The following is a 21,382-nucleotide window of genomic DNA, read 5'->3' as shown; positions in this document are numbered from 1 at the left end:
GCGCCGGCCAGCAAAGGACTTGCGTCCGGCGTCCGGACATGTTGATCGTGCCCGCTGATGAGCCCTGAGCCCGACCGCGCATGAGCGTATTTGTCCTCCGACGTGTCCTGACGCTGCTGGCGACGCTGGTCGGCGCATCCGTGATCATTTTCCTGGTGCTGGATGCGCTGCCGGGCAATGCCGCGCAGATGCTGATGGGCGCAGATGCGTCGGCCGACGCGGTCCGCGCGCTCACTGTCAAGTTCGGGCTCGACCAGCCGCTGGCGGTCCGCTACCTGCAATGGATCAAAGGGCTCGTCGTCGGCGATCTCGGCAATTCCTATGTCTACGGCACACCGGTCGCCAGCCTGATCGCTGAGCGGCTGGTGCTGACCATTCCGCTCGCGATCATGTCGATGCTGATCACGGTGGTGCTGGCGCTCTCGGCCGGCATCTACACCGCCGCCAATCACAACAAGCTCGGCGATGTCGGTGTGATGTCGTTGACCCAGATCGGCATCGCGCTGCCGAATTTCTGGTTCGCGATCCTTCTGGTGCTGCTGTTCGCTGTGCGGCTGCAATGGCTCTCCGCAGGCGGCTTTGCCGGCTGGGACGACGGCATCTGGCTTGGCGTCAAATCGCTGCTGCTGCCGTCGATCTCGCTGGCCGTGGTGCAGGCCGCAATCCTTGCCCGCGTCACCCGCTCAGCCGTGCTCGAAGTGTTGCGCGAAGATTTCGTCCGAACGGCACGTGCGAAGGGACTCGGCAAGCGCGAGGTGCTGTGGAGCCACGTGCTGCGCAATGCCATGATCCCCGTGATGACGGTGATGGGCTTGCAATTCGCCAACCTGCTGGCCGGCACCATTGTGATCGAGAACGTGTTCTACCTGCCGGGCCTCGGCCGGCTGATCTTCCAGTCGATCGCCAACCGCGACCTCATCGTGGTGCGCAATTGCGTTATGCTGCTGGCGGCCATGGTGGTCATCGTCAATTTCGTGGTTGACGTGCTCTATGCCTTTATCGATCCCCGCATCAAGGTGCACGACCTGTGAGCTCGCCCCTGACCACATCCATTGATGCGCCGGTCGCAACGCGCCCCTTGGCGGCGAGGGGCTTCTGGGGTCGTGCGCTGCGCCATCGCAGCTTCGTGCTGGGCGGAGCGCTCAGCCTCCTGGTAGTCGTATCGGCGCTGCTCTCGCTGGTGTGGACGCCGTGGTCGCCGTACGAGATCGACATCGCCTCGAAGCTCCGGCCGCCGTCGTCGGCGCACTGGCTCGGCACCGATTCCTTCGGCCGCGATATCGTCTCGCTGCTGCTCGCAGGCGCCCGCTCGACCATCCTGGTCGGCATCATCGCGGTCAGTATCGGTCTTTCCTTCGGCGTCTGTCTCGGCCTGATGGCCTCGGCCAAGCGTGGATGGACCGAAGAGATCATCATGCGCTTCTCCGACTTCACCTTTGCCTTTCCGGCAGTGCTTTCGGCGATCATGCTCGCCGCCGTCGCAGGGCCGGGCATGGTGACCTCGATCATCGCGATCGGCATCTTCCAGATCCCGACCTTGACCCGGCTGACGCGCGGCTCGGCGAATGCGATCTGGGCGCGCGAATTCGTGCTGGCCGCGCGCGCCTCAGGGAAGGGGGCGTTCCGCATCACCATCGAGCATGTGTTGCCGAATATTCTCTCGATCCTGATCGTGCAGGCGACCATCCAGTTCGCGCTCGCGATCCTTGCTGAAGCCGCTTTGTCCTATCTCGGCCTCGGCACGCAGCCGCCGCAGCCGTCCTGGGGCCGCATGCTGAACGATGCGCAGACCATGCTGTTCCAGTCGCCGATGCTGGCGGTCTATCCGGGCGCGGCGATCGCAATCGCGGTGCTCGGCCTCAATCTGCTCGGCGATGGATTGCGCGATCTGCTCGATCCCCGGCTGGCGCGGGAGCGGTGACGATGGCTGATCCCGCAAGCCTGATCGAGGTCGACAATCTCGGCGTCCGCCTCAACACCAGCCGCGGCCCGGCACAGGCCGTGCGCGGTGTCAGCTTTGCGCTGAAACGCGGCGAGACGCTCGGGCTTGTCGGCGAATCCGGCTGCGGCAAATCGGTGACGGCGCTGTCGCTGATGGGATTGCTGCCTGAGAGTGCAGTTGTCACCGGCAGCGTCAAGCTTGATGGTAACGAGCTCGCGCGGCTGCCGGATGCGGATTATTGCAAGTTGCGCGGCAATCGCATCAGCATGATTTTCCAGGAGCCGATGACGGCGCTCAACCCGATGCACACGATCGGCCATCAGGTTGCAGAACCTTTGCGGCGGCACAAGAGATATTCCGCCGCGCAGGCGCGCAAGGAAGTGATCGCGTTGCTCGACCGCGTCGGGCTGCCCGATCCCGCAAAACGCATCGATGCCTATCCGCACCAGTTCTCCGGCGGCCAGCGCCAGCGTGTCACCATCGCGATGGCGCTCGCGTGCGAGCCCGATCTGTTGATCGCGGACGAGCCAACCACCGCGCTCGACGTCACCATCCAGGGCCAGATCCTCGACCTCATCGCCGACCTCGTCGAGGAGCGGGGCATGTCGATGATCCTGATCTCGCACGATCTCGGCGTCATCGCCGAGAACGTGCAGCGCATGATGGTGATGTATGGCGGCACGGTCGTCGAGAGCGGGCCGACCGACGAGGTGTTCCGCCGCATGGGCCATCCCTACACGCAGGGCCTGTTCCGCGCCCGCCCAAAGCTCGGCGCGCGCAAGGGGACAAGGCTGACGACGATCTCGGGCACGGTGCCGGAGCTCGCCGATCTGCCTGTCGGCTGCGCCTTCGCTGATCGCTGTCCACTGGCAATCGATCAGTGTCGCGCCGCGATGCCGCCGATGATTAAGGTCGGGGCCGGTCACGTCGTGCGCTGCACCAGGACTGATGTCTCCATGGCTGCGAATGTCGGGGCGCTCTCCGCATGACCGCCGCACCGCTTCTTGATGTCAAGGATCTCGAGCAGCGCTACACGCTGCCGCGTGAAAGCCTGTTCCGTCCGCCCGGCCAAGTGCGTGCGCTCAACGGCGTCAGCGTGCAGGTCCAGGCCGGCAGGAGCCTCGGCATTGTCGGCGAATCCGGCTCGGGCAAGTCGACCTTCGCGCGGGTGGTGATGGCGCTCGAGCGGCCGACTGCGGGCGAGGTCACGCTGCTCGGTCGCGATCTCAACCGCATCTCTCCTGACGAGTTGCGCCGTGCCCGGCGCGATTTCCAGATGGTGTTCCAGGACCCTTACGGATCGCTCGACCCGCGGCAGACCATTGCGCGCATCGTCGCCGAGCCGCTTACGGTGCTCGACGATGCCGACCGCACGACGTTCCGCGCCCGCGTTGCCGCGGTGTTGAAGCAGGTAGGTTTGCGCGATGCGGACATGGACAAATATCCGCACGAATTCTCCGGCGGCCAGCGCCAGCGCATCGCCATTGCGCGGGCGCTGATCACGCAACCCAAGCTGATTGTCGCCGACGAGCCGGTCTCCGCGCTCGACGTCTCCGTGCAGGCACAGGTCCTCAACCTGATGCAGGACCTGCAGGAGCAGTTCGGCCTCAGCTACATCCTGATCAGCCACGACCTCGCCGTGGTCGATTATCTCTGCGACGAGGTCGCGGTGATGTATCTCGGCCGGGTCGTCGAGCAGGGGCGGCCGGAGGATCTGTTCGAGCGCTGCGCCCATCCCTATACGCGGGCGCTGCTGGATGCCGTGCCGCGGGCACGACCCGGTGGCGGCCGGCGGCGGCGCGGCGCCCAGGCGATCGCCTCGCAATCGGCGGCTGCGACCGGATGCCCCTATGTGGCGCGCTGTCCGCTCGCGGACCAGCATTGCCGCGAGGTTCCGCCCTTGCTACGCAGGGTGGGCGAGGGACATCTCGCCGCCTGCCACAAGGCGGAGGCCGTGATGGCATTGCCGCAGGCGGCCATGGAAGGTTAGTGTCGGCTACGGAATTGGCGTAGTCTCAAAAGCACAGAAGAAGGCCGGGGAGTTGGGCATGTTGAAGAAGCTATCGATCGTCGCATTTGCCGCAGCGTTGGCTGCGGCGCCGCTGCCGGTGCTGGCGCAGAGCAAGAAGGACAGCGTCGTTATGGGCATGACGCTGGAGCCGCCGGGGCTCGATCCCACCAACGCGGCCGCCGCCGCGATCGCCGAGGTCACGCTCTACAACATCTACGAGACCCTGACCAAGATCAACGAGGACGGCTCGGTCTCGCCGCTGCTCGCCGAGAGCTGGACCGCATCGCCCGACCTGAAGACCTATACGTTCAAGCTGCGCAAGGGCGTCAAATTCCAGAACGGCGAGGCCTTCGATTCCGCCGCGGTGAAGTTCTCGTTCGAGCGCAACGCGGCCGCGAACAGCACCAACAAGGACAAGAGCCTGTTCCAGGCGATCGAGAAGATCGACGCGCCTGACGCCAACACCGTCGCGCTCACGCTGAAATATCCCGAGCCGAACCTGCCGTTCCTGATGGGGCAGGCGAGCGCCTCCATCGTCGAGCCGAAGAGCGCGGCCACCAACGTGACGCAGCCGATCGGCACCGGGCCGTATCAGTTGGGCGCATGGGTCAAGGGCTCCTCGCTCACGCTGAACAAATGGGCCGATTATCGCAACGCCTCGGCGATCAAGCTGTCCAAGGTGACGATCCGCTTTATCGGCGATCCCGCCGCGCAGATCGCTGCGCTGCTGTCCGGTGACGTCGATGCGTTCCCGCGCGTCACCACCCGCGGCGTTGCGCAATTCAAGAGCGATCCGCGCTTCACCGTGCTGATCGGCGGCTCCAAGGCCAAGACCATCGTCGCCATCAACGAGAAGAAGAAGCCGCTCGACGACGTCCGCGTGCGCCGCGCGATCCTCGCCGCCATCGATCGCAAGGCGATGATCGACGGCGCAGTCGAAGGTTTCGGCACGCCGATCGGCAGCTTCTACACACCGGGCTCGCTCGGCTATGTCGACACCACCGCGATCAACCCCTATGACCCCGAGAAGGCGAAGAAGCTGCTGACGGAGGCCGGCATCACCACGCCGCTCGAGCTCAGCCTGAAGCTGCCGCCGCCGCCTTACGCGCGGCAGGGCGGCGAGATCCTGGCAGCCCAGCTCGCCAAGGTCGGGATCAACGCCAAGATCGAGAACGTCGAGTGGGCGCAGTGGCTGTCGCAGGCGTTCGCGCCGAACGGTCCGCACAATTACGACCTCACCATCGTCTCGCATGTCGAGCCGTTCGATCTCGTCAAGCTGACCGAACCCGACTTCTATCTCGGCTACAACAACGAGGCGTTCAACGCGCTCTACAAGCAAATCGTGTCGACGCCTGACGAGGCCGGCCGCGCCAAGCTGCTCGGCGATGCCCAGAAGATGCTGGCGACCGATGCGGTGGCCGGCTTCCTGTTCCAGCCGCAATGGCCGACGGTCATCAACAAGAAGCTGAAGGGCGTCTGGAAGGAAGTTCCGCAGTTCGAGAACGATTTCTCAGCCTGGTCCTGGGAGTAGCGACCGCGTCGGCAGTCGAAGCTGTCGCTTCTTGCAAAGGCCTCTTCCCCCGCGGGAAGAGGCCTTTCGTTTGGCCCGCCAAACCATCGTTCGAAAACAACCCCATGCACCGTAGAGACGGGTTTGAAAGGGTTGGTAAAATTTCGGACTTAACGAAATTGCTTGCTCCGTCGGGCAAAACACCGGCATAATGCCACAATAGGAAATTCCGAACTGCGCGACCCCACTAACATTTGTTAGTGGCGAGCCGGTGCGCGAGCGGTTCCACGGCTGCTCGCGCAACTCTTCGTTGGCTGCTGATTCTTCCCGCACTTTCTGATTGCTGAAATGCCGAAAAACGATAGTGGAACAAAGTGGCCGGTACGATCTGTTTAACGAATTGCCGGTATTTTCATCACGATAACTCATCGCGCGTTACTTCAATTTTTTTTCGGTGTCGCAAATGACACCCTTCCTGGGGAACATTGGCATGCCGACGCAGGGCTCCCATCGGTCGCGGCTGCTCGCTGCGACTGTCGCATCTGCCGCACTCGGCGTTCTCGGTTTCGCGACGATCGGTTTTGGCGCCGCTGTGGTCGGCGAAAGCCGAAAGGTCGAGATCACGCAGAAGGCACCTGGTGGTGTCGATGCGCTCAAGGCGCTGTATCGCAGGCCGGCGACGATCCCGTTCCCCAAGGATAATGCTTTCACGCCCGAGAAGGCTGCTCTCGGCAAGAAGCTCTATTTCGACACGCGCCTCTCGGTGACATCGGCGCAGTCGTGCGCGAGCTGCCATAGCCCGGGTTTCGGCTGGGGCGACGGGCTTGCGGTCGGTGTCGGTCACGGCATGGCAAAGCTCGGTCGCCGTTCGCCGACCATTGTCAACGCGGCCTGGAGCGCGATCTACATGTGGGATGGCCGTCTGCCGACGCTGGAAGACCAGGCGCTGGGCCCGATCCAGTCACCCGGCGAAATGAACATGAAGCTCGACCAGCTCATGACGCGGCTCGCAAGCATTCCCGAATATAAGCCGATGTTCGACGCAGCCTTCCCGGGCGAAGGCATGAAGCCGAGGACGCTGGCGCAGGCGATCGCGACCTATGAGCGTACGGTCGTCTCGGAACGGGCACCGTTCGACGCCTGGATCGAAGGCAACGAGAAGGCGATTTCCGAAGAGGCCAAGCGCGGCTTCGCCGTGTTCAACGGCAAGGCGCAATGCGCGGCCTGCCACGAGGGCTGGAACTTCACCAACGAGGGTTTTCAGGACATCGGCCTGCCAAGCACCGACGTCGGCCGCGGCGAATATCTGCCCGGGGTCATCAAGATGCAGCACGCTTTCAAGACGCCGGGCTTGCGCGAGATCACTCGCCGCAGCCCTTACATGCATGACGGTTCGCTCCCCACGCTGGAAGCGGTCATCGATCACTATGACCATGCCGGTGTCGACCGGCCCAGCCGATCGGACCTCATGCGTCCGCTCGACCTGTCCGCGCAGGACAAGGCTGACCTTGTCGCATTCCTCAAGACTTTGACCAGTGAGCTCGGGCCGACGGCCGTGCCGGTTCTTCCACGCTAACCCTCGAAAGTTTTCTCACATGCGCACAATCGCTCTCTTCACCTGTGTCATCGTTGCCGGCTTTTCGGTCGGCGCCTATGCCGCGACCGAAATCATCCATCAGCAAGGCCGCGCCTTCTCCGCCGAGAGCATCACGGTCAAGAAGGGCGAGGCCGTCACCTTCCTGAACGACGACACGGTGCCGCACAACATCATGTCGGCCAGCAAGGGCAACGAGTTCAATCTGGGATCGCAGGCACCGGGCACCTCGACGGACGTGTCCTTCAAGGAGCCAGGCGATGTGCAGGTGATCTGCGCCATTCATCCGCGCATGAAGATGATGGTCAAGGTGACGGATTAGGATTGTCGTTTGACGCGTTTTCTTCACGCGAACCGGTATCCATTTCGCTCGAAAACGCTCTACCGAAGCGCCGGAGATTGATGATGTCGATACGCTACAAGATTTTCGGTGCCTTCAGCGTCGTGCTTCTGCTGGCTTGCGGCATCGCCTTCTACGGTATCCGCGCCATCGGCAATTCCGGCGACATGGTGGTCCGTCTCTATGACGGCCCATTGATGGGAATCAATCACGCGCGCTCCGCTCATGCGTCGCTGCACGACGCGCGGCTGGTGCTCCAGCGTGCCCTTGTCGCCGGCAGCTCCAGCGAAACCGTCTCGAAGTTCGAGGGGCTGATCCGCGACAGTGTCGAGGACCTGAAAGTGGTGCGTGAGCGCGCCGCAACGCCGAACGTTGCCGCCGCGCGCGAGAAGGCCGAAAAAGAGCTCAAGGATTGGTCGACCGCCGCGCTCAAGATCCTGAAGCCGTCGCCCGGCGGCGCGACGGAGATCCCGACCAGCTTCTTGCTTGCGCAGCAGGGCGACCGGCTGATGGCGTCGATCGACGATCTCGTCGAGCTCGTGGCGGCGTACGGCTATGAATATCGAATGGCGGCAGAGAGAGACGTGGATGCGGCCCGCACCACGATGCTATCGGTCGCCGTCGGAACCGTTGCGGTCGGGCTGTTGATCGCGCTTGCGTTCTCGTACTCGATGAGCCGGCCGATCTCCGCGGCTGTGCGTGTTGCCGAGCGCGTAGCCGCGGGCAATTTCACCGATGACATTGCGGTGCGTCGCCGCGACGAGCTCGGCCGTCTGCTGAAGTCGCTTGCCGTCATGCAGGCGAGCCTGAAGACCCGCGCCGATGACGATCACGCCCTGATCGCCGCCAAGGACCAGAGCAGTGCAGAGCAGGCCGTTCACCGGCGGCGTCTCGAAGCCGAGATCGATGCCTTCCGGTCCGCCTTCAGCGAGGTCATGAGCAACACCGCGCGCATGACCGGCGAGTTGACGGATACGGCACAGGGCCTCGCCTCCGTCGCACGCAATGCCGGCACGCAATCGAACGAAGCGGCTTCGACGGCGAAAGAGACTTCGGCCAACGTCCAGACCGTGGCGACAGCCGCAAGTCAGCTCGGCCAATCCGTCCAGGCGATCACGTCGCAATTGGCGGATGCGACCACCATCGTGCAGCGTGCATCCGGCATGGCGGAGGCGGCCAACCAGACAATCGGCAGGCTCGCCAGTGCCGCCCAGCAGATCGACGAAGTTGTCGGCTTCATCAGGACCATCGCCGGCCAGACCAATCTGCTCGCGCTCAACGCCACGATCGAAGCGGCGCGGGCCGGTGAAGCGGGCAGGGGTTTTGCGGTCGTTGCCTCCGAAGTGAAGGCGCTGGCGACGCAAACGGCAAAGGCGACCGAGGAGATTTCGAACCAGATCACCGAGGTGCAGTCGGCGACGCGCGAGGCGGTCGACAATGTCGGCGCCATTGCGTTGATCATCGGCGATATCGATGGCTTCACCGGTCGGATCGCGGCCGCGGTCAACCAGCAGAATGCGGCGGCCGGCGAGATCTCCAGGAATATCGGGCAGGCGGCCTCCGGCACCGCGCAGGTCGCGCGCAGCATCGCCGGGACGGCGGAGGCGACTGACAACGCCAACCGCACGGCCGACATTGTTCTTGCCACGGCGCACGACCTCTCCAGCCAGGCGACGCAGTTGCGTTCGTCGGTGGATCGCTTCCTGTCGAACGTGGCGGCGTAGGCCTCCCTCCAAAGGAGTCCGGCCGTGGTGAGGCAAATGCAAATGCCGTCGCCTCAATGCGTTCACATCGCTTTGGCGAGCGCGAACAGCCGGAAATCTTCGAGAGCTGCGTGCCGATGCGGGGCGACTTCGCGCCGATAAGTCTCGGTGTCGACGATCGAGCGGAAGGTGGCGAAATCGCCGTATTCATTGATCGCCGCTTCGTCCCAGCGCTCGCTCGGCGAGCCAACGAGGCCCGTTAGGACTGGTCCGGAAAATATCCGCACGAGCGGCTTACCGGCGGCGAGACGCCGGAATGCCGGCCTATAGCGTTCATGAAAGGCTTCGCGGCCCGAGCAGGGCGCGGCGTCGAACCCGTCCTCGTAACGCGCATACGCGCGGAAACACAGCAGATTGAGCATATAAACCGGCTGGCCGGGTGGAATCGCGCGCTCCGCTTCGTCAAGAGCTTGCAGGGTGATTTCGACGAGGTTCATGGGACTTCCCGCTTTTCCAGCGTCGCAGAATGCGCGCTAGCGCTGCCTGTCTAGCCGTTCGGGAATGGCTCTTGTAGTGACCACGTAGCCATGATTATGTGGACTGTATGTCCACAACGACATTGCCTCCCGACGTCTCGCGTCTCCTCGCCTTTGTCCGTGTCGTCGAGGCGGGCTCCTTCGCTGAGGCCGCGCGGCGGGCGGGGACGACCACCTCTGCGATGTCCAAGGCGGTCGCCCGCTTCGAAAAGGCTCGCCGGTTGCGGCTTTTGCATCGCTCCACCCATTCGTTGGCGCTGACCGAAGAGGGCGACCGGCTGATGGCGGCGGGACGCGCATTGCTCGAAAGTCTCGCCCGTGTCGAATCCGCGCTTGGCGAAGTTGCGCGCGACGACGGCGGACGGGTGCGCGTGACTGCCCCTGCCTCGTTCGCGCGCGCTTGCATCCTGCCGCGACTGCCCGCGTTCCTGCGGGAACGGCCGGAAATCGAGATCGAAGTCAAATTTCGCAACGAGATTCTCGATCTCGCGGCGGAAGGCGTCGACATCGCAATCCGCTCAGGGCCCCTCGACCGTGCACCCGGCCTCAAGGCGCGGCGGCTTTGCACGTTCTCCTGGATCGCTTGCGCCTCGCCTGCCTATCTGAAGGCGCGCGGCGTTCCGACGAGTCCATACGAGCTTTCTGCGCACGACCACGTCGGCTTTCGGAATCCCGCGAGCGGTCAGATCCTGACCTGGCGTTTCACCGACCCGCACGGCAAGGGACCCATTCGCGTCACGCCCAAGCCCAAGCACATTTGCGACGACGCGCACGCTTCGCTCGCTTTGATCGTGAACGGGTTTGGGGTCGGCTGGGGGCCGGCGTGGCTCGTCGATGAAGACCTTCGCGCCGGCCGGCTGGTCGAAGTGCTTGCGCCCTGGCGCGCGTCTGGCGAACCCCTATGGATGCTGCGCACCTCCGGCGGCCGCCCACCCTTGCGCACACAGCGCGTCATGTCGTTCCTTGCCACGCTTCCCGCCGCGCTCGGCGACAAGGTGGTGTGAAGCGCGTAGGATGGGTTGAGCCCTTGCGAAACCCATCGTTCTTGTTTCGATCATGATCGCGTGCCATTCCGCAAGCACACTCTGACAAGCGCGTGCGCAATTGGGCGTCGTCTTCGTCCCACGCTCACTTCGATCTCGCTCGCTACCCCAGGGATGACGGGCGATCAGTCCAAGCGCGTTCTTCGATATGGTGCGGACGTCGGATTGAAGATGGGTTGAGTTCTTGCGAAACCCATGCCTGACGGCCGGAGCCTCGTCGATGCCATCCGATTGAGAGGACGAAAGTCTTGATGGGTTTCGCAAGGGCTCAACCCATCCTACGCGCTACTGGTTCAGGTGAAAACGGGGGCTCGGCGATTGCCGGCGCTCTGGATTTACGCGACCTTGTCGGCGAGCAGGCATCGGACATAGGGCATGTGCTCGCCTGTCTGCTCGGCTGGGGTGAGCGGACATTCGGCCCGCCTCAAGGAATGCCGCTTTGTGACCCGTTGCAGAAGTCGCTTCCATTCGGCAAGCTCCGCCTGGGATTTACGGTTCTCGAGAGACAGCGATGACGAGACCTCGTTACCTTATCGGGATAAATCCAATGCGCCGGAGAGACTTTATCAGCCTTACCGCAACTGCAGTGATCGGGCTGCCGCATATTGCGTACGGGCAGACGAAAGCCACGGTCCCTGTGATAGGGGTTCTCGCGCCGATCAAGGAGAATACTGACCTCGCGAGATTAAGATTAGCGGCACTTCGCATGGGGCTCAAGGATGAGGGCCTCATCGAAGGTACTAGCTATTCTCTGGCAGCCCGATTTCTCGAGGGCGACTTCAATCGCGTCGAGCCACTGGTGCAAGAATTGGGCTCACTTAAGCCGCGCCTCATGGTGATAGCGTCGATGGGGATAGGCGCGACCCACAAACTCTATCCGGACCTGCCAATAGTTTTCACGGCAGTCGCAGCCGATCCAATTTCGTTGGGCTTGGCTCAAAGCTACGTGCATCCTGGCGGATCAATTACCGGCAATGTCATGAACGCGGTAGGTGGCGAAGAGACGATGGCCCAGAAACGTCTGGGGTTCTTCAGAGAATTGATCCCCGGCCTGAAACGGATAGGCATCATAGGCCCATCGACCGGGCCATTGCTGATCAAGGAAAAGAAAGCCTTGCAGAAGGTCGCCGATCAGGCCGGTTTTGAAATCACATTCTACAATGTCCGCACTCCCGATGATCTGGAAGGTGCTTTCGCATCTGGTCGGCGGGATGAAGTTAGCGCGTTCTACATATCAGGCGAGCCAATATTGTTCAGCAACATGGCGCGTGTGATGTCGTTTGTGACGTTGTCGGGAAGGCCAGCTTTTGGTCCCTACCCCGAATGGGGACGAGCCGGCCTCCTCTTGTCGTACTCGACCGATCCTATGGAGGGTTGGCGCAACGCAGGGGCCTACGCGGGAAAGATTTTGAAGGGCGCCAAGCCCGGCGAACTGCCGATCTTGCAGGCAAGCAAGTTCGTTCTTGTGATCAACCAGAGGACGGCACGGTCGCTGGGCATTGCCGTACCTCCATCACTTCTTGCACTCGCCGATGAGGTTGTTGAGTAGAACTATTGAGCCGCATCGAGGTTCGATAGGTCTCTTATTGGGACTTTAGCAGGTATGCGCTCGTGAATCTTCGACGTTGGCTTTTGTGTGAACGCGGCCCCTTGTGATGCGCTGCTCCGAAGATGCGAAGCGGCGCATCGTCCAAAGACGATGCGCCGCCTCTCGCGTCATGCCGCCTTCGCCTCGACGCTGCCGATCCAGTTGCGGGCGAGCGTGACGTCGGCCTGCGACAGCTGGTGGCCTGCCGGCAGGACCTTGTGATCGACACGCGCGCCTGCTTCCGACAACAGCGCCGCAAGCCTGGCCGAATTGCTGGCCGGCACGATCGGATCGGCCTGGCCGGACAGCAACAGAACGGGCTTGCCGCCGAGCTCGGCCTTGGGCGGATCCGACAGCGGCACCATCGCGCGCAGCAGCACTGCACCTGCCAGCACGTCGGGCTCCAGCAGCAACAGCGCGGCTGCGATGTTGGCGCCGTTGGAGAAGCCGACCGCGATGGGCGCGGCGATGCCGTATTGCTTGCGCGCGTCGGTGACGAAGTCGCCGAGCTCGAGCGCCCGGCGGCGCACGTCGTCCTCGTCGAACACACCTTCTGCGAGACGGCGGAAGAAGCGCGGCATGCCGTGCTCGAGCACGCGGCCACGCGGCGAGAGCAGGGCGGAGCCTGGCGAGATCATCTTGCCGAGCCCGAGCAGGTCGTTCTCGTCGCCGCCGGTGCCGTGCAGCAGCAACAGAGGCGGGGAGCCCGCGCTGGTCGCGGGCTCGAAGCGATGGATGAACTCGGTCATGATGCGGTCGCTTCCAGGCTCGGCAGCACGCCCTCGATCTGCTTGCGGTGCTGTTCGAGGAAGCTCGGCAGCTTCAGGTCGCGTCCGAGCGTCGCGACGGGTTCGTCCACGGCGAAGCCGGGGATGTCGGTTGCGATCTCGAACAGCACGCCGCCGGGCTCGCGGAAATAGATCGAGCGGAAGTAGTTGCGATCGCGCTGCTCGGTCGGATGCAGGCCGTGATTGCTGACAAGCTTTTGCGCCATCTTGCCCTGCTCGGCATCATCAGCCGCGCGGAAGGCGATGTGGTGCACCGAGCCGCCGCCCTGATGGCCGCGCAGGAAGCCCTTGGCTTCATAGATGTCGACGACGCTGCCTTGGGCATCGCCCGGCGCCTTGAAACGGATCACGGAGCCTTCGCGGCCCGTCTCCTTGAAGCCGAACACGTCGGTGAGGACGGAAGCCGTCTTCGCCGCGCTGTCGAGCAGCAAGGTCACACCGTGGAAGCCGCGGATCGCATGCTCTGAAGGCACGTCGCCATTGCTCCAGCCCGGCTCGTTTTCGGCGCCGGGAATTCCGACCAGGGCCAGCGCCATGCCGTCAGGATCGGTGAACGGCAGCACGGACTCGCCGAAGCGCTTTTCGAGCGCCTCGTAGGCGATGCCCTTCTCGATGAAGCGCTGGGTCCAATAGCCGAGCGAGCGCTGCGGCACGCGAAACGCGGTCTGATGGGTCTCGCCGACGCCGCGGCGCCCTTGCGACACGCCGGCCCAGGGGAAGAAGGTCAGGATGGTACCGGGGCGGCCGGTCTCGTCGCCATAATAGAAGTGATAGGTGCCGGGATCGTCGAAGTTGACCGTCTTCTTGACGAAGCGCAGGCCGAGATCCCTGGTGTAGAAGCCGAAATTGCGGATGGGGTCGCCGGCAATTGCGGTGACATGGTGCAGTCCAGACATTGTCGTCCTCCAAAAATTCGGGGAGCGGTCTTGCTCTGGGTGGAAATATTGTTCCGCTTTGGATTGGAGACAATCCATGCAAATATGACGGCTATGTCTACGATTTGGAAACAATCGCCGAGGGCGGTCCTTGGATAAGGTCGCCAGCCTCCGGGCCTTCGTGAAGGTGGTCGAAAGCGGCAGCTTTGCCGAAGCCGGGCGGCAGCTGCGGCTGTCGCGTTCGGCGATCAGCAAATACATCGCCGACCTCGAGGAGAGCCTCGGCGTCCAGCTTTTGAACCGGACCACGCGACACGCCAGCCCAACCGAGAACGGCCAGCGCTATTTCCAGCGCGCGGTCGTCATCCTCGCGGAGATCGAGGCGGCTGATCAGGCGGTGACGCAGGCCCAATCGGCGCCGCGGGGACTGCTGCGCGTCAACGCGCCGATGTCGTTCGGCACGATGCGGCTCGGGCCCGTGCTCGCGGACTTCATGGCGCAATATCCCGAGCTGCAGCTCCAGATCGTGCTCAGCGACGATCTGCTCGATCCCGTGCAGGACGGCTTTGACGTGACGCTGCGGATCGCGGACCTGGAATCGTCGAGCCTGATCGCGCGGAAGATCATGCCGGTGCCGCGCATGATCTGCGCCTCGCCTGAGTATCTCGCGCGCCACGGCACGCCAAAGCATCCGCAGGATCTACGGACGCATGCCTCGCTCACCTACGGCTTCCTGCTGACAGGCAATCAGTGGAAGCTCTCAGGCGCCGACGGCGACCACTGGATCCAGCCGGCCTGGTGGCTCTGCGTCAACAACGCCGAGGTGTTGCGCGACGCCGCGATCAAGGGCAGGGGGCTCGCGCTGCTGCCGGAGTTCATCGCGGCGGAGGCTTTGCGGAAGGGCGAACTGCGGACGGTGCTGGACGACTATTCCGCGCCGCCGCTCGCGCTCTACGCGGTGTATCCGCCGACGCGGCATCTGTCGGTGAAGGTGCGACTGTTCATCGATTTTCTGGTGGAACGGTTTGGACCGCGTTGACAGGTCTCGCATCGACATGCAGTCGTCAGGGATGACATTCCGCAACACAATTGAACCCTACTCTGCGACTGCCGCGTACAGGTGTCCGTGCTGTCAATTCCGGACATTGCACGAGCGGGGCGGCTTTGAGATTTGCCCTGTGTGCTTCTGGGAGGACGATGGGCAGGACGATCACGATGCAGGCAATGTCCGAGGTGGTCCCAACGGTTCGTTATCGCTTATCAGAGCGCGACAAAACTTTAAGCAATGCGGTGCTTCAGATGCGGACATCGCGCGTCTGTTCGACCTCCCACAGAAGAAGAGCGCTAGCTGGTAGGATGGGTTGAGCCCTTGCGAAACCCATCTCTTCGCGATCGCCGCAGGCCATCACCTGACTGATCGCGCTGCGCGAGATTGTCATAGCGCGACGCTATCACGAAAAATGTGCGATGGGTTTCGCAAGAGTTCAACGCCATCCTGCGAGCTGCTACGCTGCCTCAGCACGAATCAGGGTTGAGCGGCCGCGATGTATATCCTCAAGCAGGGCATAAAGGGGGATCCGCATCGGCGGTGGTCGCTGCCGGACCGCATCTTCTTTGGATACGGCGCCTGTCATATCCTTGCTGGCGTTTTCCTGGATCAACCTCCGCTTCCCGGTTTTTACGCCGAGCGAATTATCCCGGCGGAAGGTTTCCTGGGATTTCATGTCTACATGACCAACGGCGTCATCGTATTCGATTATCACGGCTATTCCATCCGCGACCGGCTCCTGGAACATCACAGGCGGGTCTGGACGAGCCAACATGGCGGCTGGTTCTGTGCAATCGAGAGAGTCGATTTCGACCTTCTCTCGACAGCTGAATTGAACAAGCGAAAGATGCGAGGACCAGATCAGTATCTACACGATCCGGTCCCTCGCGCTCGCAGGTTCATCGAGCGACGAGATCACGCCAGTGCATCGGCCAAAGCGCTTGCGACCGCGTAGCTCGTAGGATGGGTTGAGTTCTTGCGAAACCGATCTCTTCACGATCGCCGCAGGCCATCATCTGACTGATAGCGCTCCGCCAGATTCTCATGGCGCGACGTCATCACGAAAAATGTTCGATGGGTTTCGCAAGAGCTCAACCCATCCTACAGGCTTCTACTTCTTCCCGTCGATGAACTCGCGCATTGAGAGACATATCACACCTCTGGACTCCCCCCGGTCGCCGTTGATTGCAGAACAGGCCGCTCAGAGCGGCATTCCGCAACGCTTCCTGCAGGTCCCGTAAGGCAGCTTTTCCCAGAGCCCCTTGGCTCTCAGATCTTTCTCGCAAGCCGAGCGGCATGCCTCGCCTGCGGGTTTGACTGCCCTCTTGTCAGTCTCGGCGTTCGCAGCCGTCGAAACTGACGCGGACGTCAGGATTGCGAGAACGATCCACGTCGTTGCCCTAACAAGATGCATGATGGTTCTTCCTCGGTTGTTGAGTCCAACAGGAGCTCACAGGATGGGTTGAGCCCTTGCGAACCCATCTCTTGCGATCGCCGCAACCGCGGCCATCATCCCACTGATAGCGCTCCGCCAGATTGTCAGGGCGCGACGTTATCACGAAACAAGTGCGATGGGTTTCGCAAGAGCTCAACCCATCCTACGAGTTCCGGCTGGCCGAACGCTGCTCTGCTGGCGCGAGCATATTGTCCAGCGCGCACATCGAGACCTCGCGCAGCGCCGCGAGTTCGCGCGCGGCGCTCTGGCAGTCGGGCGCGGACATCGACGGCGCTGCCTCTTCGATCTCGCGGCAGCGCTCGAACAGGCTGACAAGGCCGAGCGCGCTCGCCGCGCTGCCGAGCTGGTGCGCGGATCGCGCGAGCTGCCTGGGATCGGCGGCCGCGGCGGCCGCTTTGATGTCGGCAATCAGCTTTTCGCTGGTCTCTCTCAGCAGATGATGCAGCTTCGTGATCTGGCTGGTGCCGAGCAGTTCCTTCTGGTCGTCGAGAAAGTGCCGATCGATCAACGCCCCTGATACGAGCGGCGCGTCGGTCGCGCCGTGTTCGGGCTCGTCCTCGATCGCCTCGCGGAGCGCATTGATCAGGATCGGCTTGCTGACGACCTTGGTGATATCAGCGCTTGCGAGCCGCTCGCGGGTGCTGGGCGACGCGTCGGCGGTCACGACGATGATCCGTGGCATGGGCCGCAAGGGAAGCTGCCGAATGCGCGTGGCCGCCTCCACGCCGTCCATGTCGGGCATGTGCAGGTCCATCAGGACGACGTCGAACGGCTGGCTTCCGGCGAGCGCGACGGCGGCCGCGCCATTCCTTGCGATTGCGGCGCGGTGGCCGAGCCTGATCAAAATCGCTTCGCCGACCTCGCAATTGACGGGGTCGTCGTCGACCAGCAGCACGCGCAGCGGTCGCGAGGGCGGCGGCAACGCGCCCTGCACAATGCTGCTTCCCGCGGCGCCAAGCGGCACGACAAGCGTAAACACGCTGCCGTTGCCCGGCATGCTCTCCACCGTCAAGTCGCCGCGCATCAGCCGCGTCAGCCGGCGCGCGATCGCAAGGCCAAGGCCGGTGCCGCCGAACCGCCGCGCGATGCTGTCGTCGGCTTGCACGAAGTCCTCGAATATCCGTTCGTGCATGTCGGGCGCAATGCCGATGCCGGTGTCGCGAACGACGGCGCGCAGCAGCGCTTGGTCGTCACGGCGCTCGATCGTTGCACGCATGGATATCCCGCCGCTCGGGGTGAACTTAATGGCGTTGCCGATCAAATTGAGCAGGATGCGGTTGAGCCTGACGGGGTCGCCGTGGACTGACGTGCTGACTGACGGATCGCAGGAAAGGTCGAAGGAGAGGCCCTTGCCGAACGCCTGCGGACGCATCAGATCGGCCGCCGTCTCGATCAGCTGGTCGAGGCGGAAGTCGCGCGTCTCCAGTGTTTCGGCGCTGGCCTCGAGGCGGGCATATTCGAGAATGGCATCCACCAGTGCGATCAGTGTTTCGCCCGAGGCGGCGGCGGTCGCGAGGTGGCGGCGCTGGACTTCACTGAGCCTGCCGTCGTCGAGCAGCTGCAGCACGCCCATGACCCCGTTGAGCGGCGTGCGCAGCTCGTGGCTGACCACGGCGAGGAAGCGCGATTTGGTTTCGTTGGCCGCAACCGCGACGCTGCGCGCCCGCTCGGCCGCATCGTGCTCGGCAAGCGCGTGATCGCGCGCCTTTTCGAGCTCGGAGGTGCGTTCGATCACCTTGCGCTCGAGCGTTGCATAGGACTCGCGCAAATGCGCCGCCATCCGGTTGAACTGGTCGCCCAGCGCCTCGAGCTCGTCGCCGGTCTTGATGGCGAGCCGCTGTTCGAGATCGCCGCTGCCGATTCGCCGTGCACCCTGGGTCAGCATCTGGATCGGCACGGTCATGCGCCGGCTGAGCCAGAGCGATACCAGGGCCGCGACAGCGAGCAGGACGATGAGCAGGAACGTCGAGCGTCCGATCGAGGCGTAGATCGGCGCATAGGCTTCGCTGAGCGGAAGCTCGACGAACACAAGCCAGCCGAGCGAGGGGACCGTCGCATAGGTCGAAAGCACGCGCTGACCGGACAGATCTTCCTTGATCAGGCCGCCCGAGGGCGGCCCGACGCCGTCGAGAGCGGCGCGCACGTCAGGTTGGCCGGAGAGATCGCTGCGGCGCAGCGCCGGCCACAGATCGGGATGTGCGATCAGCACGCCGAGGCGGTCGACCACATAGGCCTTGCCGGTATTGCCGACCCTGATCCCGGCGACGAGGTCCCAGATGAAACGCAGATTGACCTCGGCGATCACCACGTTGGGCTCGCGGCCGGTCCCGCGCAGGGCGATCGTCATGAAAGGCTCGGTGTCGGCAAAGAAGTAGACCGGTCCGTAATAGGCTCGGCTTTCATTGGCGCCCCGGAAAGCGGCAAGGGAGGAGCGGTCGATCTTGCTGCCGACCCTGTCGGCGACACGACGCGAGACGTGCACCTGCTCGCGGCCCTGTGCGTCGAGCTCGGTCAGTTCGGCGATCGCAGGCGACAGACGCAGCAGGCGGATGGCGTTCAGGCGCTCATCCTCGTTGGTCGAGAGCTCCGGAGGCAGACGGGCGAGCCATCTGATCTGGTTTTCGATCTGGCCGATGAACTGGCCGATCTGGATTGCGGCGCTTGCCGCCTGCTCGCGCTGGGTTGCTGCGAGGAGCAGCTTCTGCTCGCGATAGGAGAACCAGACGTCGAAGCCGGTGTTGATGGCGAGCGCAGCGAAGGCAAGTGCGACGATCGAGTAGAGATATTTGCGGAACAGCCGTCCGGGAGGCGTCCGCAATTGTCCCTGGTCGACCTGTTCATTCACTCGCGAATCTCGTCGGCGCGCGCCAGCAGCGTATACGGGATCTTCAATCCGAGCGCGCTCGCGACGGTGCGGTTGATCAACAGCTCGTATTTGCGCGGCGACTGCACCGGCAGGTCGCCGGCCTTGGTGCCGCGCAGGATGAGGTCGACGTAGTCGGCCGAGCGCACCTCCAGCGTCGGCCCGTAGCTCATCAACCCGCCGGCATCCATGAAGTAGTGGAACGGATAGATCATGGGCACGCGATACTTCGCCGTCGTCGCGACGATGGCTTGCCGATTGACCACCAGGAAGCTGTCAACGAGCGAGATCATGGCTGCCTTCGGAGGCTCGGCGAAGCGCGCGATCGCGCCGTCGATTTCCGCTGCCGTGCCGATGGGCGCAAGATCCACCTTGACGTCCGATGTCGCCGCCTCCTGCTCGAGCGAATCGAGATAATAGCGCCCGGCGCGCGGCGTGCTCGCCGGATTGAACAGGACGCCGATGCGCTGGATGTCAGGCACCGCCTCCTTGATCAGCTGAAGCCATTTGCCGCCCATCTCGGGGGCGCCGCTGGTGAAGCCCGTGACATTGCCGCCGGGGTGGGCGAGGCTTTGAACGAAGCCATTGCCGACGGGATCGTTGGAGGTCGCGAACACGATCGGGATCGTGGTGGTGGCCGCCATGACGGCCGCGGTCTCGACGGTCGAGCCGGTCAGGATAACGTCCGGCTTGAGGTCGACGAGCTCCTGCACTGCGGTTCTCATCTTGTCCGGGCCGCCGAAGCTCGAACGGACCTCGAAACGATAATTGACCCCTTCGACCCAGCCGCGCTGTCGCAAGCCTGCGATCAACGCACCGAGGCGTGAGGTCGAGCTCTCGCTCATGTTGCGTTTGGTCAGCTCGTCGTCGAGCGGCAGGACCGTGATCGAGGCGACGATTCGCATGCGATCCGGCGTTGCGCCGAGCGCAAAAAAACCTGCGGCAGTTGCGCCCGCAAGCCGGATGAAATCGCGGCGGGCGACCGCCGCCACGACACAGGCAGGAGCAGGCCGCACAGTCATGAAATGTTTCGCAAAAGTTGTCCCTGGCGATGTGCATAACGCGAAAGGACAACAACCACAATTGATGAAAAAATGCGCGTGTGAATGTTCATTCGCAGCCACGGGCAGCCCGATACCGTATTGCTACGCAAATCGCTGGCTCGATCGAAGTCCGGTCCGTGATGCTTTGCAAGGCCTTCTGGCATTGCAACATCTCCCTTCCTGACGAGGCGGTGTTTCGGGAAAACCGATTGAGCGAACTGCCGATTTTTGAGCCGTTGTTTCAGGTTTGTTTTCGAAGGTCTACGATGCGCAAAATCTATCTCGTGCCGGCCCTGGTTGGCCTTTTCACCACTGTTGCGGCCGGGCCGCTGATGGCCCAGGGGGCTCAAGGCGCGGCTGCCAAGCAAAAGGCCGCGGCCGCGCCGAAGGCGGTCGCGGCAGGTGCGCCGCCGGCCGCAGCCGCCCCTGGCGCCGCCGTACAGCCAGCCCCGAGCGAGGGCGCCACCGCCGACGACAAGACCAAGGCGATCGACGGTTTCCGCTCCGCCAAGTTCGGCATGAACGAGGCCGACGTGCGCGCGGCGATAACCAAGGACTTCAACCCGAAGGCCGACGCCATCAAGGCCCAGGACAATCCGTCCGAGCTGACCCACAGCGTGCTGATGTCCGTTCCGGATCTGTTGCAGAACGGCGGCACCGCCGAGCTCTCCTACGTGTTCGGCTACAAGTCGAAGTCGCTGATCCAGGTCGGCGCGGTCTGGTCCAAGTCGACCGATGCGGCCATGACGCCGGAGAAGCTGTTCTCCAACGCCAACATCCTGCGCGCTCATTTCCTCAGCGAGGGCTTCAAGCCCGATTCCATCGCGGTCAACATGCCGGTCAACGGCGGCATCGTGATGTTCCGCGGCAGCGATTCCAAGGATCGCTCGGTGATCCTGCTGCTCCAGGGCACGTTCGAGAACAAGGAGAACAACCAGCGCGTGCTCACGCCGACGAGCCTGCTGCTGTTCTACGTTGCCGACGCCAAGAGCCCTGATGTCTTCAAGCTTCCGCCCGGCCAGTTCTGATCCCGAACTTTCTC

At 63.4% G+C, this 21,382-nt stretch carries 19 protein-coding genes; 14 read left to right on the top strand and 5 right to left on the bottom strand.

All coding sequences use genetic code 11. From position 1 onward, the window contains the following. Positions 1-80: 80 nt before the first annotated feature. The 8 genes from L6637_RS07615 to L6637_RS07580 all read left to right on the top strand — a co-directional run bounded on the left by L6637_RS07615 (position 81) and on the right by L6637_RS07580 (position 9,121). The gene (locus tag L6637_RS07615; RefSeq protein WP_237869831.1) at positions 81-1,031 is read left to right on the top strand and encodes an ABC transporter permease; all 951 of its coding nucleotides are present in this window, start codon (positions 81-83) and stop codon (positions 1,029-1,031) included. After that, positions 1,028-1,921: an ABC transporter permease gene (locus tag L6637_RS07610; protein ID WP_237869828.1), complete on the top strand. Its 894-nt coding sequence runs from the start codon at positions 1,028-1,030 to the stop codon at positions 1,919-1,921. The genes L6637_RS07615 and L6637_RS07610 overlap by 4 nt, the downstream gene beginning before the upstream one ends. A 2-nt stretch (positions 1,922-1,923) precedes the next feature. Next, entirely contained in the window at positions 1,924-2,931 is a 1,008-nt protein-coding gene (locus tag L6637_RS07605) for an ABC transporter ATP-binding protein (RefSeq protein ID WP_237859154.1), read from the top strand. Then, positions 2,928-3,932, top strand: coding sequence for an ABC transporter ATP-binding protein (locus tag L6637_RS07600; RefSeq protein WP_237869826.1), 1,005 nt, complete (start codon positions 2,928-2,930; stop codon positions 3,930-3,932). The genes L6637_RS07605 and L6637_RS07600 overlap by 4 nt, the downstream gene beginning before the upstream one ends. Before the next feature lie 58 nt (positions 3,933-3,990). After that, positions 3,991-5,484: an ABC transporter substrate-binding protein gene (locus L6637_RS07595; RefSeq protein WP_237859150.1), complete on the top strand. Its 1,494-nt coding sequence runs from the start codon at positions 3,991-3,993 to the stop codon at positions 5,482-5,484. Positions 5,485-5,953: 469 nt separating this feature from the next. Further along, complete coding sequence (locus L6637_RS07590) at positions 5,954-7,039, top strand: cytochrome-c peroxidase (RefSeq protein WP_237859149.1); 1,086 nt, start codon at positions 5,954-5,956, stop codon at positions 7,037-7,039. A 19-nt stretch (positions 7,040-7,058) separates the two neighbouring features. Beyond that, on the top strand, positions 7,059-7,379 hold the full coding sequence (locus L6637_RS07585; RefSeq protein ID WP_237859148.1) for a plastocyanin/azurin family copper-binding protein: 321 nt from the start codon (positions 7,059-7,061) through the stop codon (positions 7,377-7,379). 83 nt (positions 7,380-7,462) lie between these two features. Then, positions 7,463-9,121 carry a methyl-accepting chemotaxis protein gene (locus L6637_RS07580; protein WP_237869824.1) on the top strand — a complete coding sequence of 553 codons (1,659 nt, stop codon included), beginning with the start codon at positions 7,463-7,465 and terminating at the stop codon, positions 9,119-9,121. Positions 9,122-9,183: 62 nt separating this feature from the next. Here the strand turns inward: L6637_RS07580 and L6637_RS07575 are convergent, their stop codons facing one another. Next, positions 9,184-9,597, bottom strand: coding sequence for a hypothetical protein (locus L6637_RS07575; RefSeq protein ID WP_237859146.1), 414 nt, complete (start codon positions 9,595-9,597; stop codon positions 9,184-9,186). Positions 9,598-9,704: 107 nt separating this feature from the next. Between L6637_RS07575 and L6637_RS07570 the strand changes: the two genes are divergently transcribed. Further along, positions 9,705-10,640 (top strand): LysR family transcriptional regulator, encoded by a 936-nt coding sequence (locus L6637_RS07570; RefSeq protein ID WP_237869822.1) that lies wholly within the window; start codon positions 9,705-9,707, stop codon positions 10,638-10,640. 586 nt (positions 10,641-11,226) lie between these two features. Next, positions 11,227-12,228: an ABC transporter substrate-binding protein gene (locus tag L6637_RS07565; RefSeq protein WP_237869820.1), complete on the top strand. Its 1,002-nt coding sequence runs from the start codon at positions 11,227-11,229 to the stop codon at positions 12,226-12,228. Between the two features lie 167 nt (positions 12,229-12,395). Here the strand turns inward: L6637_RS07565 and L6637_RS07560 are convergent, their stop codons facing one another. Beyond that, complete coding sequence (locus L6637_RS07560) at positions 12,396-13,016, bottom strand: alpha/beta hydrolase (protein ID WP_237869818.1); 621 nt, start codon at positions 13,014-13,016, stop codon at positions 12,396-12,398. Continuing rightward, a complete protein-coding gene (locus tag L6637_RS07555) occupies positions 13,013-13,951 on the bottom strand; it encodes a ring-cleaving dioxygenase (protein ID WP_237859141.1) in 939 nt (312 codons plus the stop codon). The genes L6637_RS07560 and L6637_RS07555 overlap by 4 nt, the downstream gene beginning before the upstream one ends. Positions 13,952-14,081: 130 nt before the next feature. On the opposite strand from L6637_RS07555, the gene L6637_RS07550 reads away from it, so the two are divergent. The 3 genes from L6637_RS07550 to L6637_RS07545 all read left to right on the top strand — a co-directional run bounded on the left by L6637_RS07550 (position 14,082) and on the right by L6637_RS07545 (position 15,933). Continuing rightward, positions 14,082-14,969: a LysR family transcriptional regulator gene (locus tag L6637_RS07550; protein WP_237869816.1), complete on the top strand. Its 888-nt coding sequence runs from the start codon at positions 14,082-14,084 to the stop codon at positions 14,967-14,969. Positions 14,970-14,985: 16 nt separating this feature from the next. Continuing rightward, the gene (locus tag L6637_RS42785; RefSeq protein WP_377802687.1) at positions 14,986-15,285 is read left to right on the top strand and encodes a CPCC family cysteine-rich protein; all 300 of its coding nucleotides are present in this window, start codon (positions 14,986-14,988) and stop codon (positions 15,283-15,285) included. 189 nt (positions 15,286-15,474) lie between these two features. Next, a complete protein-coding gene (locus tag L6637_RS07545; protein WP_237869814.1) occupies positions 15,475-15,933 on the top strand; it encodes a hypothetical protein in 459 nt (152 codons plus the stop codon). A gap of 643 nt (positions 15,934-16,576) precedes the next feature. Here the strand turns inward: L6637_RS07545 and L6637_RS07540 are convergent. Further along, positions 16,577-19,279, bottom strand: coding sequence for a hybrid sensor histidine kinase/response regulator (locus L6637_RS07540; RefSeq protein ID WP_237869812.1), 2,703 nt, complete (start codon positions 19,277-19,279; stop codon positions 16,577-16,579). Then, positions 19,276-20,319, bottom strand: coding sequence for an ABC transporter substrate-binding protein (locus tag L6637_RS07535; protein WP_237869810.1), 1,044 nt, complete (start codon positions 20,317-20,319; stop codon positions 19,276-19,278). The genes L6637_RS07540 and L6637_RS07535 overlap by 4 nt, the downstream gene beginning before the upstream one ends. A 287-nt stretch (positions 20,320-20,606) precedes the next feature. Here L6637_RS07535 and L6637_RS07530 point away from each other — a divergent pair, with 287 nt between their 5' ends. Next, entirely contained in the window at positions 20,607-21,368 is a 762-nt protein-coding gene (locus tag L6637_RS07530; RefSeq protein ID WP_237859135.1) for a hypothetical protein, read from the top strand. The last annotated feature ends 14 nt before the right edge of the window (positions 21,369-21,382 follow it).

Source organism: Bradyrhizobium zhengyangense, from assembly GCF_022012435.1.
In the GTDB taxonomy this organism is placed as follows: Bacteria; Pseudomonadota; Alphaproteobacteria; order Rhizobiales; family Xanthobacteraceae; genus Bradyrhizobium; species Bradyrhizobium zhengyangense.
The sequence above is the reverse complement of the archived record's forward strand: the minus strand, read 5'-3'. Positions and strand labels throughout refer to the sequence as shown.